The 16,460-nt window shown below is 54.4% G+C and carries 14 protein-coding genes; 7 read left to right on the top strand and 7 right to left on the bottom strand.

Translation table 11 applies throughout. The features are described from left to right. Window positions 1–18 precede the first annotated feature (18 nt). From metG to sanA, 6 genes are all read left to right on the top strand, one after another. Window positions 19–2,106, top strand: a complete 2,088-nt coding sequence (metG, locus tag ACCW76_RS07005; RefSeq protein WP_436338135.1) for a methionine--tRNA ligase — start codon at window positions 19–21, stop codon at window positions 2,104–2,106. A gap of 57 nt (window positions 2,107–2,163) precedes the next feature. Next, window positions 2,164–2,538 (top strand): CidA/LrgA family protein, encoded by a 375-nt coding sequence (locus ACCW76_RS07010; protein WP_034824894.1) that lies wholly within the window; start codon window positions 2,164–2,166, stop codon window positions 2,536–2,538. After that, the gene (locus tag ACCW76_RS07015) at window positions 2,531–3,223 is read left to right on the top strand and encodes a CidB/LrgB family autolysis modulator (protein ID WP_038645873.1); all 693 of its coding nucleotides are present in this window, start codon (window positions 2,531–2,533) and stop codon (window positions 3,221–3,223) included. Before ACCW76_RS07010 ends, ACCW76_RS07015 begins: the two co-directional genes overlap by 8 nt. A 124-nt stretch (window positions 3,224–3,347) precedes the next feature. Further along, the gene (gene cdd, locus ACCW76_RS07020; protein ID WP_436338136.1) at window positions 3,348–4,244 is read left to right on the top strand and encodes a cytidine deaminase; all 897 of its coding nucleotides are present in this window, start codon (window positions 3,348–3,350) and stop codon (window positions 4,242–4,244) included. A gap of 160 nt (window positions 4,245–4,404) precedes the next feature. Continuing rightward, complete coding sequence (locus ACCW76_RS07025) at window positions 4,405–6,102, top strand: NAD-dependent malic enzyme (RefSeq protein ID WP_045813604.1); 1,698 nt, start codon at window positions 4,405–4,407, stop codon at window positions 6,100–6,102. Window positions 6,103–6,238: 136 nt separating this feature from the next. After that, entirely contained in the window at window positions 6,239–6,958 is a 720-nt protein-coding gene (gene sanA, locus ACCW76_RS07030) for an outer membrane permeability protein SanA (protein WP_436338137.1), read from the top strand. Window positions 6,959–7,205: 247 nt separating this feature from the next. Here the strand turns inward: sanA and mglC are convergent, their stop codons facing one another. From mglC to ACCW76_RS07065, 7 genes are all read right to left on the bottom strand, one after another. Beyond that, window positions 7,206–8,216 carry a galactose/methyl galactoside ABC transporter permease MglC gene (gene mglC, locus ACCW76_RS07035; RefSeq protein ID WP_436338138.1) on the bottom strand — a complete coding sequence of 337 codons (1,011 nt, stop codon included), beginning with the start codon at window positions 8,214–8,216 and terminating at the stop codon, window positions 7,206–7,208. Between the two features lie 18 nt (window positions 8,217–8,234). Then, a complete protein-coding gene (gene mglA / locus ACCW76_RS07040; protein WP_034824907.1) occupies window positions 8,235–9,755 on the bottom strand; it encodes a galactose/methyl galactoside ABC transporter ATP-binding protein MglA in 1,521 nt (506 codons plus the stop codon). Between the two features lie 70 nt (window positions 9,756–9,825). Further along, on the bottom strand, window positions 9,826–10,821 hold the full coding sequence (gene mglB / locus ACCW76_RS07045) for a galactose/glucose ABC transporter substrate-binding protein MglB (protein ID WP_167140405.1): 996 nt from the start codon (window positions 10,819–10,821) through the stop codon (window positions 9,826–9,828). Between the two features lie 304 nt (window positions 10,822–11,125). Continuing rightward, complete coding sequence (gene galS / locus ACCW76_RS07050) at window positions 11,126–12,166, bottom strand: HTH-type transcriptional regulator GalS (protein WP_038645861.1); 1,041 nt, start codon at window positions 12,164–12,166, stop codon at window positions 11,126–11,128. A gap of 141 nt (window positions 12,167–12,307) precedes the next feature. After that, window positions 12,308–13,468, bottom strand: coding sequence for a DUF418 domain-containing protein YeiB (yeiB, locus tag ACCW76_RS07055; RefSeq protein ID WP_436338139.1), 1,161 nt, complete (start codon window positions 13,466–13,468; stop codon window positions 12,308–12,310). A 51-nt stretch (window positions 13,469–13,519) separates the two neighbouring features. Next, window positions 13,520–14,185 (bottom strand): GTP cyclohydrolase I FolE, encoded by a 666-nt coding sequence (folE, locus tag ACCW76_RS07060; protein WP_034824925.1) that lies wholly within the window; start codon window positions 14,183–14,185, stop codon window positions 13,520–13,522. A gap of 125 nt (window positions 14,186–14,310) precedes the next feature. Then, window positions 14,311–15,441, bottom strand: coding sequence for a YbfB/YjiJ family MFS transporter (locus ACCW76_RS07065; RefSeq protein WP_045813608.1), 1,131 nt, complete (start codon window positions 15,439–15,441; stop codon window positions 14,311–14,313). A gap of 104 nt (window positions 15,442–15,545) precedes the next feature. On the opposite strand from ACCW76_RS07065, the gene ptrR reads away from it, so the two are divergent. Beyond that, window positions 15,546–16,457: a putrescine utilization regulator PtrR gene (gene ptrR, locus ACCW76_RS07070; protein WP_038645851.1), complete on the top strand. Its 912-nt coding sequence runs from the start codon at window positions 15,546–15,548 to the stop codon at window positions 16,455–16,457. Window positions 16,458–16,460: the final 3 nt, after the last annotated feature.

The following is a 16,460-nucleotide window of genomic DNA, read 5'->3' on the forward strand; positions in this document are numbered from 1 at the left end:
TTGTGTTTACGCCAGAGGGTGCTTCGGGTAACATCTAAGCCCGATTTTTATTCACGGAACGCTACGCAAACTATGACTCAAGTCGCTAAAAAAATTCTGGTAACGTGCGCACTGCCGTACGCAAACGGTTCTATCCATCTCGGTCACATGCTTGAACATATTCAGGCTGACATTTGGGTCCGTTACCAGCGAATGCGTGGCAACCAGGTTTACTTCATCTGCGCAGACGATGCCCACGGCACGCCGATCATGCTGAAAGCACAGCAGCTTGGTATCCCACCTGAGCAGATGATCGCTGAGATGAAGCAGGAGCACGAAACTGACTTCGCTGGCTTCGACATCAGCTACGACAACTATCACTCCACCCACGGCGACGAAAACCGTCAGCTGTCGGAGTTGATTTACGGTCGTCTGAAAGAAAACGGCTTTATCAAGAACCGCACCATTTCACAGCTGTACGATCCGGAAAAAGGCATGTTCCTGCCGGACCGTTTTGTCAAAGGCACCTGCCCGAAATGTAAGTCACCGGATCAATACGGCGATAACTGCGAAGTGTGCAGCGCGACCTACAGCCCAACCGAGCTGATCGATCCGAAATCCGTGGTATCCGGCGCGACGCCAGTACTGCGTGATTCCGAGCACTTCTTCTTCGATCTGCCGTCGTTCAGCGCGATGTTGCAGACCTGGACCCGTTCAGGTGCGTTGCAGGAGCAGGTGGCGAACAAAATGCAGGAGTGGTTCGAATCGGGCTTGCAGCAGTGGGACATCTCCCGTGATGCGCCTTATTTCGGTTTCGAAATTCCAGGTGCGCCGGGCAAATACTTCTACGTGTGGCTGGATGCGCCAATCGGTTACATGGGTTCCTTTAAGAACCTGTGCGACAAGCGCGGTAACATCGATTTCGACGAGTTCTGGAAAAAAGATTCTTCTACCGAGCTGTATCACTTCATCGGTAAAGACATCGTTTACTTCCACAGCCTGTTCTGGCCAGCGATGCTGGAAGGCAGCAACTTCCGCAAGCCGACCAATCTGTTCGTGCACGGTTATGTGACAGTGAACGGCGCGAAGATGTCCAAATCGCGCGGAACCTTCATTAAAGCCAGCACCTGGCTGCAGCATCTGGATGCGGACAGCCTGCGTTACTACTACGCGGCGAAACTCTCTTCACGCATCGACGACATCGACCTGAATCTGGAAGATTTCGTGCAGCGCGTGAATGCCGATATCGTTAACAAGGTGGTGAACCTCGCGTCTCGTAACGCCGGTTTCATCACTAAACGCTTTGGCGGCAAACTGGCGAGCGAGCTGGCCGATCCGGCGCTGTATCAGACCTTTGTCGATGCTTCAGAGAAGATTGGTGAAGCCTGGGCGAGCCGCGAGTATAACCGCGCGATCCGTGAAATCATGGCGCTGGCGGATATCGCCAACCGTTATGTGGACGAGCAGGCACCGTGGGTGGTGGCGAAACAGGAAGGCCGCGATGCTGACCTGCAAGCGATCTGCTCTATGGGCATTAACCTGTTCCGCATTCTGATGACCTGGCTGAAGCCGGTGCTGCCTTCACTGAGCGCGCGTACCGAAGCTTTCCTGAACACGGAACTGAGCTGGGATGCGATTGCGCAGCCGTTGCTGGATCACGATGTTGCACCGTTCAAAGCCTTGTATGGTCGTATCGAAATGGCCAAGGTTGAAGGGCTGATTGAAGCGTCTAAAGAAGACGCGGCAGCGGCGAACAAACCTGCGGTCACCGGTCCTCTGGCTGACGCACCGATTGGTGACACCATCACCATCGACGATTTCGCCAAGGTCGATATGCGTGTGGCGCTGATCGAGAAAGCGGAACTGGTTGAAGGTTCTGACAAGCTGCTGCGTCTGGAACTGGATCTCGGCGGTGAGAAGCGCCAGATCTTCTCTGGCATTCGCGCGGCCTATCCGGACCCGTCTGTGTTGGTCGGCAAAATGACCATCATCGTCGCCAACCTGGCACCGCGTAAGATGCGCTTCGGCGTGTCAGAAGGCATGGTGCTGTCTGCCGGTTCTGGCGGTTCAGACCTGTTTGTGTTGTCCGTTGATAGCGGTGCAAAACCTGGAATGCAGGTGAAGTAATTGAACAAGCCGCCTTCAGGGCGGCTTTTTTATCGAGACTCTGTTGTGGAGCCTGTCGTGCTAACTGCTTGCTGGCACTATTTGCGTGCCTTTGTGATTATCTATGCCGCGCTCTATGCCGGGAACGGTATTGCTGCCCTGCTGCCGTTTACCATTCCAGGCAGTATTATCGGCATGCTGCTGCTGTTTACCCTGCTGGCACTGCAAATCCTGCCGGTGGGTTGGGTGAAACCGGGCTGTCATTTGCTGATCCGCTATATGGCGCTGCTGTTTGTGCCGATCAGCGTCGGCGTGATGGGGTATACCGATATCCTGAGCGCACAGTTTGGACCGATTGTGGTCTCCTGCGTGGTAAGTACCTTTATGGTGCTGCTGATCGTTGGCCTGAGCGCCGAACGTTTGCAGCGCCCGAAGGAGCAGCCTCATGACTGACGCCTGGTGGTCACTGCCGCTCACCGTGGTGGCGTATCTGCTGGCGCGTAAGCTGGCAGCCAAAATCAACATCTCGATTATCAATCCGCTGTTGGTGGCGATGGCGATTGTCATTCCGATCCTGTTGCTCACGCATATCCCTTACACCCGCTATTTCGCCGGCAGCACCTTCCTTAATCAGTTGCTGCAACCTGCGGTGGTCGCGCTGGCATTGCCGCTCTATGAGCAGATGCACCAAATTCGCGCGCGCTGGAAAACCATTATCAGCGTCTGTTTTATTGGCAGTATCACGGCGATGGTATCCGGCACGGCTATTGCGCTGTGGATGGGGGCTACGCCAGAAATTGCCGCGACGATTATGCCGAAATCCGTTACCACGCCGATTGCCATGGCGGTATCCGGTTCGCTGCACGGTATCCCCGCCATCAGCGCCATCTGCGTATTGATTGCTGGCGTGCTCGGTGCAGTGTTCGGCCATATGCTGCTGAATCTGTTTAACGTGCACAGCAAATCGTCACGCGGCCTGGCGATTGGCAACGCATCGCACGCGTTGGGCACGGCGCGCGCAGCAGAAATCGATTATCAGGAAGGGGCGTTTAGCTCTTTGGCATTGGTGATTTGCGGCATTATTACTTCGCTGCTGGCACCGTTCCTTTTCCCGCTGTTGATGCACTGGTTGGGCTGAAACTTGCGAGAGATCTCGCAAAGTTGAAACGACTCAATCAGCTTACATTGTCATAGCGACACAGATCACATATAACCCCATAGGCGGCGCATCGCCGCTAACGCGTTAATGAGGTCATCACATCATGAATCCACGATTTACTGCTGCTTTCTCCGCCCTGCCCGCTGACTTGCAAACTGCGATTCACTCCTTGCTGGATTCAGCTGATTTTAACGGCGTACTGCGCCCGCAGGACGTGGCGCGTCTGAAGCAGGAGACGGGACTGGATGAGGATGCCTTAGCGCTGGCACTGTTGCCGATTGCTGCCTGTTGTGCGGTGGCACCGGTGTCTCACTTTAATGTGGGTGCCATTTCGCGTGGGGTGAGCGGTCACTGGTATTTCGGTGCCAACATGGAGTTTGAACATGCGCCGCTGCAACAAACCGTGCATGCGGAGCAAAGTGCCATCACGCACGCCTGGCTGCACGGCGAAGAGAAGCTGGATGCGATAACCGTTAACTACACGCCGTGCGGTCACTGTCGTCAGTTTATGAACGAGCTGAACAGCGGCACGGCGATCCGCATCAGTTTACCGGGGCGCGCGGTGAGTACGCTGGGTGATTATTTGCCCGATGCGTTTGGCCCTGCCGATCTGAATATCACTGAACGTCTGCTGACACCGATTCATCACGGCTTCGTTTCAGAAGGTGATGCATTACAGCAGGCGGCCATTGAAGCCGCGAACCACAGTCACGCGCCTTACAGCCACAGTTACAGTGGCGTGGCCCTGCGCAGCCAAAGCGGCAACCTGTTCACCGGACGCTATGCAGAAAACGCGGCCTTTAACCCGAGTTTGCCGCCATTGCAGGCTGCGCTGATTATGATGAACATGCGGAATGAAGCGCTGGATACCATCCAACAGGCTGTGCTGGTCGAATGTGAAGACAGCACATTGAGTCAGCGCGATGCCACTCGCGCCACGCTGGCGGCGCTGGGCTGTGAAGATTTCTCACTTACTTTAGTTTCGAAAACATCAGTTTAGTGATCCTTTCATCGCTTTTGTGACTTTCTATTAACAAAAGCTGTACATCTGCAAGAATCCTCATAGGATCGGGCGCCAGAACCACTTCACAAGAAACAGGTCTGGCGTTACCTTTTCCCGGTGACACGTCAGAAAACACTGCAACCGGAGCAAACACTGCATGGAACTCGACTACGAAAGTAAACGTCCGCTGTATATTCCTTACGCGGGTCCGATTCTGCTGGAATTTCCGCTGCTGAATAAAGGCAGCGCCTTCACCCTGGAAGAACGCAACGAATTCAATCTCAATGGCCTGTTACCCGAAGCCGTTGAAACCATCGAAGAGCAGGCAGAGCGTGCCTGGCGTCAGTTCCTGGATTTCAAAAACAATAACGACAAGCACGTCTATCTGCGCAACATTCAGGACACCAACGAAACCCTGTTCTACCGCCTGCTGGATAATCATCTGGAAGAGATGATGCCGATTATTTACACCCCAACCGTCGGCGCGGCCTGTGAACACTTCTCGGAAATTTATCGTCGTGCGCGCGGTGTTTTCATCTCGTATAACAACCGCGATCGCATTGAAGATATGCTGCAAAACGCCACTAAGCAGAACGTGAAAGTGATCGTGGTGACCGATGGCGAGCGTATTCTCGGCCTCGGCGACCTCGGCATCGGCGGTATGGGTATTCCAATCGGTAAGCTGTCGCTGTACACCGCGTGTGGCGGGATCAGCCCGGCGTATACCCTGCCCGTGGTGCTGGATGTGGGAACGAACAATCAGCAGTTGCTGAACGATCCGCTGTATATGGGCTGGCGCCATCCGCGTATTACCGGCGAAGAGTACGAAGCCTTCGTTGATGAGTTTATTCAGGCAGTGAAACGCCGCTGGCCGAACGTGCTGCTGCAGTTTGAGGACTTCGCGCAGAAGAACGCCATGCCGTTGCTCGAGCGTTATCGCGATGAAGTATGCTGCTTTAACGATGATATTCAGGGCACCGCCGCTGTTACCGTAGGCACCCTGATCGCCGCCAGCCGTGCAGCGGGCAGCCGTCTGTGCGAGCAGAAAGTGGTGTTCCTCGGCGCGGGTTCCGCCGGCTGCGGTATCGCTGAGCAGATCGTCGCGCAGATGAAGTCCGAAGGTCTGAGCGACGACGAAGCGCGTTCCCGCGTGATGATGGTGGATCGCTTTGGTCTGTTGACCGACAAACTGCCTAATTTGCTCGATTTCCAGAGCAAACTGGTGCAGAAGAGTGAAAACCTGAAGGACTGGGATGTGACCAGCGATTCTATTTCACTGTTGGATGTGGTGCGCAACGCGAAGCCAGACATTCTGATTGGTGTGTCCGGCCAGCCGGGTCTGTTCACCGAAGAGATCATCCGCGAGATGCACAAGCACACCAAGCGTCCGATTGTGATGCCGCTGTCGAACCCAACCTCACGCGTTGAAGCCACACCAGCGGATATCATTTCCTGGACCGACGGTGAAGCGCTGGTCGCCACCGGCAGCCCATTTGCGCCTGTGACCTGGAAAGGTAAAACCTACCCGATTGCCCAGTGCAATAACTCCTATATCTTCCCAGGTATTGGTTTGGGTGTGATTGCCGCCGGTGCCACTCGCATCACCGATTCGATGCTGATGACCGCCAGCCGTGCATTGGCCGACTGTTCACCGCTGGTGAACGATGGCGAAGGCCCGGTGCTGCCAGAATTGAAACACATTCAGGGCGTATCAAAGCTGATCGCCATGGAAGTGGGTAAAGCAGCGCAGTTGGCTGGCGTGGCCGTGGTCACTTCAGAAGATGTGCTGTCGAAAGCCGTGAACAACAACTTCTGGCTGCCGCAGTATCGTCATTATCGCCGTACTTCTATCTAATCAGCCAGCGCAGCCGGTGAATATAGTACCGGCTGCGCTTAAAATATCGCCAGCCAACCGGCGTAAACTTGCTTAGCGCCCCCACCTCAAGTAGCCTTTAGCCATCCTTTTTTTCGCCAACCGAGTGCTTACGCGCATGATTAAACGCGTTTTCTTTGGTCTGTTTTTCATCATCTTATTGATGGTGGCGACCGCGCTCGGCCTGGATCGCTGGATCAGTTGGAAAACCGCGCCCTTTATTTATGAAGATGTCACTTCACTGCCGCATCGTCAGGTCGGGGTGGTCTTAGGCACGGCCAAGTATTACCGCACTGGCGTCATCAATCAGTATTACCTTTATCGCATTCAGGGTGCGCTCAACGCGTACAACAGCGGCAAGGTGAATTATCTGCTGTTGAGTGGTGACAACGCGCAGCAAAGCTATAACGAACCGATGACCATGCGTCGCGATCTTATCAAAGCTGGTGTCGATCCTGCCGATATCGTGCTCGACTATGCTGGGTTCCGCACGCTGGATTCAATCGTACGAACGCGCAAGGTTTTCGATACCAATGATTTCATCATCATTACGCAACGTTTCCACTGTGAACGCGCGCTTTACATCGCTCAGCACCTGGGGATACAGGCACAGTGCTATGCCGTGCCGTCGCCGAAAAATATGCTGTCAGTGCGTTTCCGTGAGGTCGGCGCACGTTTAGGCGCGCTGGCTGATTTGTATCTGATGAAACGTGAGCCTCGCTTCCTTGGGCCGCTGGTGCCGATTCCGGCGGTGCATGAAGTGCCAGAAGATGCGCAGAGCTATCCGGCGGTGACACCAGAGCAGTTGCTGGATTTGGAAGAGAAACTGCAGAAGTAACGCTGCCTGAAGATATTGTGGTGACGCTGTCTGGTGCCGCTTTGGGCTGCTGTGGTGACGCTTTGGGCTGCGAGGGTGACGCTGTCTGGTGCCGCTTTGGGGGCTGGCGGTCCTCGCACCCGCCCCTCGCCCTTCGCCCCTCGCCCTTCGCCCTTCGCCCTTCGCCCTTCGCAGTATGCACAAATAAAAAGGCCACCATTCATAAGATGGCAGCCTTTTGCAGTGATGTTTTGCTGTGTGCTAAGTCTTATTTTTTACGTGCGTACTTCAGTGAATCCAATGCGACGGCGAAGATGATGATGCCGCCCTTGATGATGTACTGCCAGTAAGGGTTCACGCCGATATAAGTCAGACCGTAGTTGATAACGGTGAAGATAATCACACCGGTCACCACACCTGCCACGGTACCCACGCCACCCGCAAATGACACGCCGCCAACCACGCAAGCCGCAATCGCATCCAGCTCATACATAAAGCCGAGGTTGTTAGTGGCACTGCCGATACGGCCCGCTTCCAACATCCCGCCGAAGGCGTAAAACACACCTGACAGCGCATAGACCAGAATCAGGTTCAGCGGCACGTTAACACCTGAAACACGTGCAGCCTCTGGGTTGCCACCGATAGCGAAAATGTTCTTACCGAAGCGCGTCTTATTCCACAGAATCCAGACAAAAATAATGGCGATAAACGCGTAGAAAGTAATGAATGACAGCTTAAAATCACCGAAACGCAAGAAGCCCTGGGCAAAGGTGGAGAAGCGTGAGTCAAAACCAGCAACCGGTGAAGCACCAACGAAGTCGTAATACAGCGAGTTGATACCGTAAACGATGATCATGGTGCCCAACGTGGTGATAAACGGTGTCACCTTCAGATAGGCAATGATCACGCCGTTCACCAGGCCAATCACACCACCGATGATGCACACGGTCAGGATCACCAATGGAATCGGCACGGTATCGAGGTGCGGGAACACCTTGTTGGCGTTATCCATCGATTGCAGCAAAGTGGCGGCCACCACCGCGGCCAGACCGACCTGGCGTCCGGCTGACAGGTCAGTACCCTGCGTCACGATCAATCCGGCCACGCCCAGTGCAATAATAATACGCACCGAAGATTGGGTCAGAATGTTACTCAGGTTCATCAAACTTAAAAACGTCGGATCCTGGAAAATAATAATTGCCAGCAGTACCAACAGGACAACGTAAATGCCGCCCTCTTTTAACCAGGTTAGCGCATTCTTTTTAGTAGTCGCTTTCATGTTAAAGCCCTTGCTTCATTAAAGGTGTAATGACGCTAAACGCAGGATTTCATTCTGCGAGGTCGTTTTGGTCTCGACAATGCCCGCTACCAGGCCATTACTCATCACTAAAATACGATCGGTAATTCCCAGCAATTCTGGCATTTCAGAAGAGATAATAATGATCCCCTTCTCTTTCTTCGCCAACTCAGAAATAAGCTGATAAATTTCGAACTTAGCACCGACGTCAATACCGCGTGTCGGTTCATCCAGCATCAGAATTTCCGGCTGAGTTAATAACCAGCGACCAATAATAACTTTCTGCTGGTTACCACCGGAAAGCGAACCAATTTGCGTATGATGACCCGGCGTTTTCACGCGCATTGAATCAATCACCCACTGGGTATCACTCTTCATGCGCTTATTATCAAGCAAACCCATGCTGGATTTATATTTCTTAATATTGGAAATAAGCGAGTTAAAACCAATATCCAGATAGGCATAAATCCCGGTTGAACGACGCTCTTCCGTCACCAGCGCAAAACCGTGGTTAATGGCTTCATTCGCGCTGTGGTTATTGATCGCTTTGCCGTGCAATTTGATGGTACCGCCCGACTTCTCACGAATCCCAAACAGGGTTTCAACGATGTCAGTACGCTTCGCGCCCACCAGGCCGGCAATGCCCAGAATCTCCCCTTTGCGCAGGTCAAAAGAGATATCGCGGATCGACGGTTGACGCAGCGAAGTTAAATGGCGCACCTCAAGAATGGTCTCACCCGGCACGTTGGTTTTGTCCGGGAAGCGCTGATTCAATGAACGACCAACCATCATGGCGATGATCTTATCCATATCCAGCCCTTCCAGCGGCTGGGTGGCAATCCATTGTCCATCACGCAAAATCGTAATCTCATCACACAGCTGGAAAATCTCTTCCATTTTGTGCGAGATATACACAATACCGCAGCCACGATCTTTCAGCTTACGGATAATAGTGAACAAGTGATTCACTTCTTTTTCGGTCAACGATGACGTCGGCTCATCCATAATGACGATTTTCGCGTCATAGGAAAATGCCTTGGCAATTTCAATCATCTGCATCTGCGAAACAGAAAGATTCGCCACTTTATCACGTGGATCGATATCAATATCTAATTCATCAAAGATCGCTTTGGTATCGCGATACATTTTATCCTGATCAACAAACACGCCTTTGCGTGGATAGCGGCCAAGCCACATGTTATCCATCACGTTGCGCTGTAATACCAGGTTTAATTCCTGATGCACCATTGAAACGCCATTCTCCAGCGCTTCTTTGGAACTTTTATAATCAATCTCTTCACCCTGAAACAGGATGCTCCCCGTATCCTTTTTATAAATACCAAACAGGCATTTTAATAATGTGGATTTTCCGGCGCCGTTTTCGCCCATTAAGGCATGGACTGAGTGCGGCCGCACTTTCAAATTCACATTATCTAAGGCTTTCACCCCTGGAAATGATTTCGAGACATTCGTCATCTCCAGCAGATATTCACGCTGTGCGGTCGGATTCTCACTGGCCATAATTTACCTGGCTAAATAAAACGTGGGTCAGATGCAATAAGGCGCGGCGTGCTGCCGCGCCCGGTACGTATTACTTCACAAACTGAGACAGGTTTTCTTTATCTACTGGTACGTAAGGAACACGTACAATTTTGTTTTCCATCTTGAAGCTAGTACCCGCAGTTGGCTCTTTGCCATCCGCCAGGTTTTTCGCGATATCAATGGTAGCTTTCGCCTGGTTTTCCGCATCGTTCAGCACGGTACCGGCCATCGCACCTGATTTCACTAATGCCAACGCTTCTGGCAGCGCATCCACACCGAACACTGGAATGTTGGTTTTGTTGTGGGCTTTCAGGGCTTCGACAGCACCCATTGCCATGGCATCGTTGTTGGCGATGATCACTTCGATTTTGTTGCCGTTCGGGCCAGACAGCCAGGCATCAACTTTATCTTTTGCCTGCGCGGTATCCCACATCGCGGTATCCATCGCCAGCTGCTGAGTTTTGAAACCATCGGTGTTCAGAGTTTCGATCACGTATTTGGTACGTGCTTCAGCATCCGGGTGGCCTGGCTCGCCTTTCAGCAGCGCAAACTGAATCTGACCATCTTTGTTCAGATCCCAGGCTGGAGTCGCTTTCCAGTGCTTCTCAATCAGTTTGGCCTGGATGATGCCTGACTCTTTAGAGTCGGTACCCACGTAGTAGGCTTTCGGATAGCTGGCCAGCACTTTGGCATTCGGCTCTTTGTTGAAGAACACTACTGGCACATCATTCGCTTTCGCTTTGTCGATCACCACCGCCGCAGCAGCAGGGTCAACCAGGTTGATTGCCAGCGCTTTCACGCCTTTGGCCATCAGTACGTCAATCTGGTCGTTCTGGGTAGACTGGCTGTTCTGCGAGTCATTCATCAGCAGCTGGATGCCGCCCAGTTTTTTGGCTTCGCTATCGATGTCCTTGCGAACCATAGACATAAAGTTGTCGTCGTATTTATAAATTGTCACGCCAATGCGGGTATCCGCGGCGTGCGCAGTTGCACCAAACATCATGCTGGCAACCAGTGCTGTGAGCGTGAAAACCTTCTTATTCATGGTATCTCCGGTTTTTTATGTAGGGCATATCATCGCGCTGTGCTGCCTGCGGGCAACCAGCGCAGTCGGTTCAAACTCATTTATGGGGCGGACGCGTAACGCAAAGCCGGGCCACCATCGCTATCCTGACTTCCCTGTACGTAAACGCTTCCTGAAGAGTGTTGTGAACTATTTCAATCGGCTACTGAAACCTGACCGGAGAAGGAAAACCCGGCGTTACATGATGTTTCAGTCCGGTAAGACGCTGCCATCATAGTGAGCGCCATGTTAATTAACTGTGAATGTAATCACAGATTGGAAACGGTTACACAGCGCTATCGCCCGAATTAGTGACCGACTCCACAATTTGCCGCTGAGCGACCGAATGGCGGCGTACCAGGGTCGGCATAAAGCAGTGTGTGGCATCAGGATCGAGTTCTCCGGCTGCGCCCTTCAGCGCCAGCTCCGTGGCCAATTTCGCCATGGAAACAATAGGATAGCGTACGGTTGTCAGTTGTGGATCGGTGTAACGCGAGATGGGAATATCATCAAAGCCGATGACGGAGAAGTGCTGTGGCACCTGAATACCATTGTCTTTCAATGCGGTTAGGGCACCGGCGGCCATGCCATCACAGTAGGAGAAGATGGCGGTTAAATGCAGGTTACGGCCCAGTAACTCCACCATCGCTGCTTCACCGCCCTGCATATCCGGTTCACCATGGGCAATCCAGGACTCCTGCGGGCGAATCCCCTGCTCTGACAGGGCCTGCAGCCAGCCTTCGCGGCGTTGTGTGACATCTTCAATCGGGTGGCTGGAGCTAAGATAGCCAATGCGTTGATGACCCTGTTGTAACAACATGCGCGTAGCCATCAGAGATCCCGTTACATTATCGAGGCAGACACAGCGATGCTCATAGCCCGGAATAGTGCGGTTTATCAACACCATACCTGGAACCTGGTCCATAAAATGAGTCAGTTCAGCGTCTGAAAGCGTTTTCGCGTGGACCACTAAAGCGTTACATCGTTGGCGGATCAGCACCTCAATGGCATGGCGCTCTTTCTCTTCCTGGTGCCACGAGTTGCTGATCAATACATGTTTGTGAACACGCTGTGCCACGGTATCTACCGCTTTCACTAATGCGCCAAAGAAGGGATCGGATACGTCCATCACCACCACGCCGATGGTGTCACTGACCTGAGTGGCCAGTGCCTGCGCATTGGCGTTAGGGCGATAACCCAACGCCTCCACCGCCTGTAGCACGGCTTCGCGGGTATCAGGGGTAACTGCACTGCTGTTATTGAGCACACGCGACACGGTGGCTACTGATACACCGGCCTGACGGGCGACATCTCGAATCGTTATCATGCAGCTGTTCCACAGAGGAGAAAATGCGCGACAAGCGCGTAACGGCGCTATTTTGTCAGGGCATTTTGTTCAGCTGCGTGAATCACGTCACACGGATGAAAACGGTTACATACAAATCTGCAACCTTTGTGATGAACATCATTATCTGATGCGCGAGGAAGGCTCCGTCTTACCAGCGGCGAGACGCGTGAGTTTGCGCCAAATCCACTCCATCGGCCCCTGCGGGAAAAAGCGCAGCCAGAGCACTGAAAACAGGATATTAACCAACCAGATAGCCGGGACCAGTGCCAGCAAATGCAGGCGATCAAACTTGAGGAACAGATTGAAACGATAGAACAGCGTGGTACAGATCAAGGTCTGCAGCAGATAGTTACTGAGTGCCATGCGGCCAACGCATTGCAGCGCATAGCTGAAACGCGTGGCACCGATTTGCGGCCAGAAGCCAAAGCAGAGCGCCGCATAACCGAGGCTGATAAACGGGCTGGCAAGATCGCGCGGCACCTGCAACAAAAAGCCGCTCCAGCGGAATTCCCAGCCCAGCAACCACTGCGCCACAATGCCGGGGATGGCAATCAGCCAGCCGATCGTCAGCAGCAGCGCGGCCGAGCGGCGATAGTGCTGCACGCTGAACTCCCCTTTCAGCCAGCCGCTGCGCATCAACGCCGCGCCAATCAGCATCAGTCCCGCCAATTGCCAGCCGTACTGCGCGGCGAGTGCCATCAGGCCGGAGGAAAGATGATCAAGACGGTTCTGAATCGCTTCCCAGCCGCCGACCAGTTTCCAGTAGCTTTCATACTCGACATCGGCGGCACCCGGCAGCCACGATCGTCCCGGTTCAGGACTGGAAATGCCCCAGAACACCAGCAGCACGCCGCAACCGATCAGGTAGAGCAACACGCCAGTTTGCAGCAAAGCTTTGTCGGAGGGCACTTCGCGCAGCATCCGCCAGATAATCAGCCCGGTCAGACCATAATCCAGCAGGATATCCCCTTCCCAGAAGAAGATGCTGTGAATGAAACCCAGCAGCACCAGTAACGTCAGACGCGCCGACATCCAGCGACTGCCGCGTGGGATTTGCAAATACAGGCCACCGCCGAACAACAGCGCAAACAGCGTGAGGAATTTCAGCTGCGCCAGGCCATCCATCATCGCCCAGGTCCAGGCATCGGAGAATGAAACAGCGCCCTGCCACGCCGGGTTGAGATAGGCTGCTGAAGGCAAGCCAAACCCCACGATATTGAGCAACAGAATGCCGAGAATGGCGCAACCACGAATGAAATCCAGCGCAAGATAGCGTTGCATCGAGTGACCTGACGGAGAGAGAAAACGAGCGGCAATAAGCCGCCCAAAGGATTAGCTGTGACGCACCGCGCGTAAGAACTCCTGGCGCGTATTCTGGCTGGACTTGAACAGCCCACCCAGCGATGTGGTGGTGGTGGCACTGGTGGCATCTTTCACGCCACGCGCTTTCACACAGTAGTGCACCGCATCAATCGACACCGCTACGTTGTTGGTGCCAAGCAAAGTTTGCAGCGCCACCAGCACTTGCTGGGTCAGACGCTCTTGCACCTGTGGCCGCTGGGCAAAGAACTGCACAATGCGGTTGATCTTCGACAGACCAATCACTTTCTCTTTCGGGATGTAAGCGACGGTGGCTTTTCCGTCGATTATCACGAAATGGTGCTCACAGGTGCTGGTCAGGGTGATATCACGCACGGTGACCATCTCATCGACCTTCATCTTGTTCTCGATGACGGTGATTTTCGGGAAGTTGGCGTAATCAAGGCCAGAGAAGATCTCGTCCACGTACATCTTGGCGATGCGATGTGGCGTCTCCATCAGGCTGTCATCTTCCAGATCCAGATTCAGCAACTGCATGATTTGGGTCATATGACCGGCGATTTCACGCTTGCGGGTTTCGTCATCCATTTCGCGCACCGGGGCGCGTAACGGCGTTTCCAGGCCACGCGCCAGCAGCGCTTCGTGAACCAGGGCGGCTTCCTGACTTAAGGTGCTCATCGTACTCTTTCTCCGGCAGGTGATGCGCCCGCAGATCGTCGCCTGCGGGGGAAATTCTGAGCGCGTATTGTGAAACACAACGCGCGCGTAATCCAGCAATCAATCCAATCGGAGATGAAAGCTTTTCATGGTGCCGAACGGCGCAGCACCAGTAAGCCTGCCAGAATCAGCGCGCCACCGGCGACCCACAAGGCAGGATCGAGGCGGTGCCATAGCAAGCTGGAGATCCATGACAGCAGCGGCCCGCCCAATTGCCCAACCGCGTAGCCGGTAGTCAGCAGCCCGGCCAGATAGCGTGCGTGATGCGGCGCCAGCTCACGGCCGTATTGCAGCGTCAGTTGCACCACGCATAAGAACCCGCCGCCGACTAACAGCGCGCTAATTAACAGTCCATCCAGCCCCGGCAGGACAATCGCGGAGATGACGCCCAAAGCCTGCGCCCAGAGCACCACTGCCAGCCGCAGATGGCTGCTGCCCCAGCGCCGCGTCAAAATGCCGAGCACGATGCCGATCACCGCCGCGCCGCCAAACACCGGCCAGACAAACTGCGCCAGCGCACTGTCCGGGAAACGCGCGGCGGTCATCTGTGACAAGAAGGTTGCGGGCAGAATGTAGCCGAAGCCCGCCAGACTGTAGCTCAGCACCAGGCGTTTCAGATTACCATTGAGCACCAGCGGCGCAGGTGCCTGATCGGGTCGATGTAACTGCCCGCTGCGCGGTAAAAAGCGCGCAATGGCAGCGATAAACAGCAACGCCAGCAGGCCATAAGCCGCCCAGCCTAATGCCGCGCTGGCACCACTGGCATGCAGCGCCACCGCCAGCATACCGCTGAGGAATATACCGGTGCCCGGTCCGGCAAACACCGCCGCCGACAAGCCCGGTCGCCCATGATGCAGCAGCTGCTCGTTGCTCCACGCGGCGATCAGTACCATCGCCCAGCCGCTGGCACCGCCAATCACGAAGCGGATCAAGCCGTGCAGCCACGGCCCGCTGACGCAGGCAGACAGCAGCGTCAGGATCACCGCGCCCCAGACACCCAGCTGCAAACGCCACTCCACACGCTGGCGAGCACGCATGGCATCGAAGGAGCCACACAGGTAACCAAGATAGTTGAGCGCCGCCACCAGACTGGCGCTGGTCAGGGTAAGCTGATGGTCCTGAATCATCAGCGGCACCTGCGGGGTGAAAGCAAATCGCCCAATCCCCATGGCAACCACTAAACTTAAAAACGCGCTCAGCGCGACACGAAACGCCATTCCCACTCCCGTTCAGATTCTTTTAGTACTTGTTATTAGCATGCATGACGATTACACTCACGAAAAGTGAATAATATTAACCAAGTTGTTTACGGAAAGAGAATATGGATTTAGTACAACTCCGCATGTTCTGTTCTGTGGCCGAAACCGGTTCGCTGGCGCGCGCCGCGGAGCTATTGCATCGCGTGCCCTCCAATCTCACCACCCGTTTGCGCCAGCTGGAAGAAGAGATTGGCGTCGACCTGTTTATCCGTGAGAAGCAGCGTATTCGATTGTCGCCAATGGGCCACAATTTCCTGAATTATGCTCAGCGCATCCTCAGCCTGAGCGATGAGGCGCTGAATATGGCCCGTGCCGGGGAACCGGGCGGGAACTTTGCCTTCGGTTCGATGGAGAGCACCGCCGCGACCCGTCTGCCCGGCCTGCTGGCGGCTTATCATCAACGATTTCCCAACGTGGCGCTATCGCTGGTCACCGGCACCTCGGGCGACATCATCGATAAAGTGCGCGCCGGTACGCTGGCGGCCGCGCTGGTGGATGGCCCTGCCACCCATGACGATCTCAATGGCTGCATCGCCTTTCGTGAGGAAATGGTGCTGATCACCAGTCTCGATCACGACCCGATTACCAGCGCCCGCGACACGCAGCATGACACGTTGTTTGCCTTTGGTAACAGCTGTTCGTATCGCACCAAACTGGAGTCCTGGTATCGCGAAAGCCAGACCTCACCGAAAAGCGTGATGGAGATTCAGTCATATCACGCCATGGTAGCGTGTGTGGCAGGCGGCGCAGGCGTGGCGATGATTCCGGCGTCGGTGCTGACGCAAATGCCCGGCCGCGCCCGCGTGCAGGAACATGCACTGCCACCCGCTTATCGCGATACCGCCACCTGGCTGATGTGGCGACGCGACGCCTTCACGCCCAACGTAGAAGCGCTGAAATATTTGATTATTGAAATGTTTGACGACCGCCCACTTAACGATGAGTTGCTGCACCCGCTGCAAACCGCTGAGTGAGTT

Source organism: Pantoea sp. C8B4 (assembly GCF_051336905.1).
Lineage (GTDB): Bacteria > Pseudomonadota > Gammaproteobacteria > Enterobacterales > Enterobacteriaceae > Pantoea > Pantoea rwandensis_B.

What these genes read in the sequence shown, in the direction of transcription:
- mglA (WP_034824907.1), bottom strand. Translation starts at nt 9,755, where the DNA reads ATGGCCAGTGAGAATCCGACCGCACAGCGTGAATATCTGCTGGAGATG.
- ACCW76_RS07065 (WP_045813608.1), bottom strand. Translation starts at nt 15,441, where the DNA reads ATGGCGTTTCGTGTCGCGCTGAGCGCGTTTTTAAGTTTAGTGGTTGCC.
- yeiB (WP_436338139.1), bottom strand. Translation starts at nt 13,468, where the DNA reads ATGCAACGCTATCTTGCGCTGGATTTCATTCGTGGTTGCGCCATTCTC.
- folE (WP_034824925.1), bottom strand. Translation starts at nt 14,185, where the DNA reads ATGAGCACCTTAAGTCAGGAAGCCGCCCTGGTTCACGAAGCGCTGCTG.
- galS (WP_038645861.1), bottom strand. Translation starts at nt 12,166, where the DNA reads ATGATAACGATTCGAGATGTCGCCCGTCAGGCCGGTGTATCAGTAGCC.
- sanA (WP_436338137.1), top strand. Translation starts at nt 6,239, where the DNA reads ATGATTAAACGCGTTTTCTTTGGTCTGTTTTTCATCATCTTATTGATG.
- ptrR (WP_038645851.1), top strand. Translation starts at nt 15,546, where the DNA reads ATGGATTTAGTACAACTCCGCATGTTCTGTTCTGTGGCCGAAACCGGT.
- ACCW76_RS07015 (WP_038645873.1), top strand. Translation starts at nt 2,531, where the DNA reads ATGACTGACGCCTGGTGGTCACTGCCGCTCACCGTGGTGGCGTATCTG.
- cdd (WP_436338136.1), top strand. Translation starts at nt 3,348, where the DNA reads ATGAATCCACGATTTACTGCTGCTTTCTCCGCCCTGCCCGCTGACTTG.
- mglB (WP_167140405.1), bottom strand. Translation starts at nt 10,821, where the DNA reads ATGAATAAGAAGGTTTTCACGCTCACAGCACTGGTTGCCAGCATGATG.
- mglC (WP_436338138.1), bottom strand. Translation starts at nt 8,216, where the DNA reads ATGAAAGCGACTACTAAAAAGAATGCGCTAACCTGGTTAAAAGAGGGC.
- ACCW76_RS07025 (WP_045813604.1), top strand. Translation starts at nt 4,405, where the DNA reads ATGGAACTCGACTACGAAAGTAAACGTCCGCTGTATATTCCTTACGCG.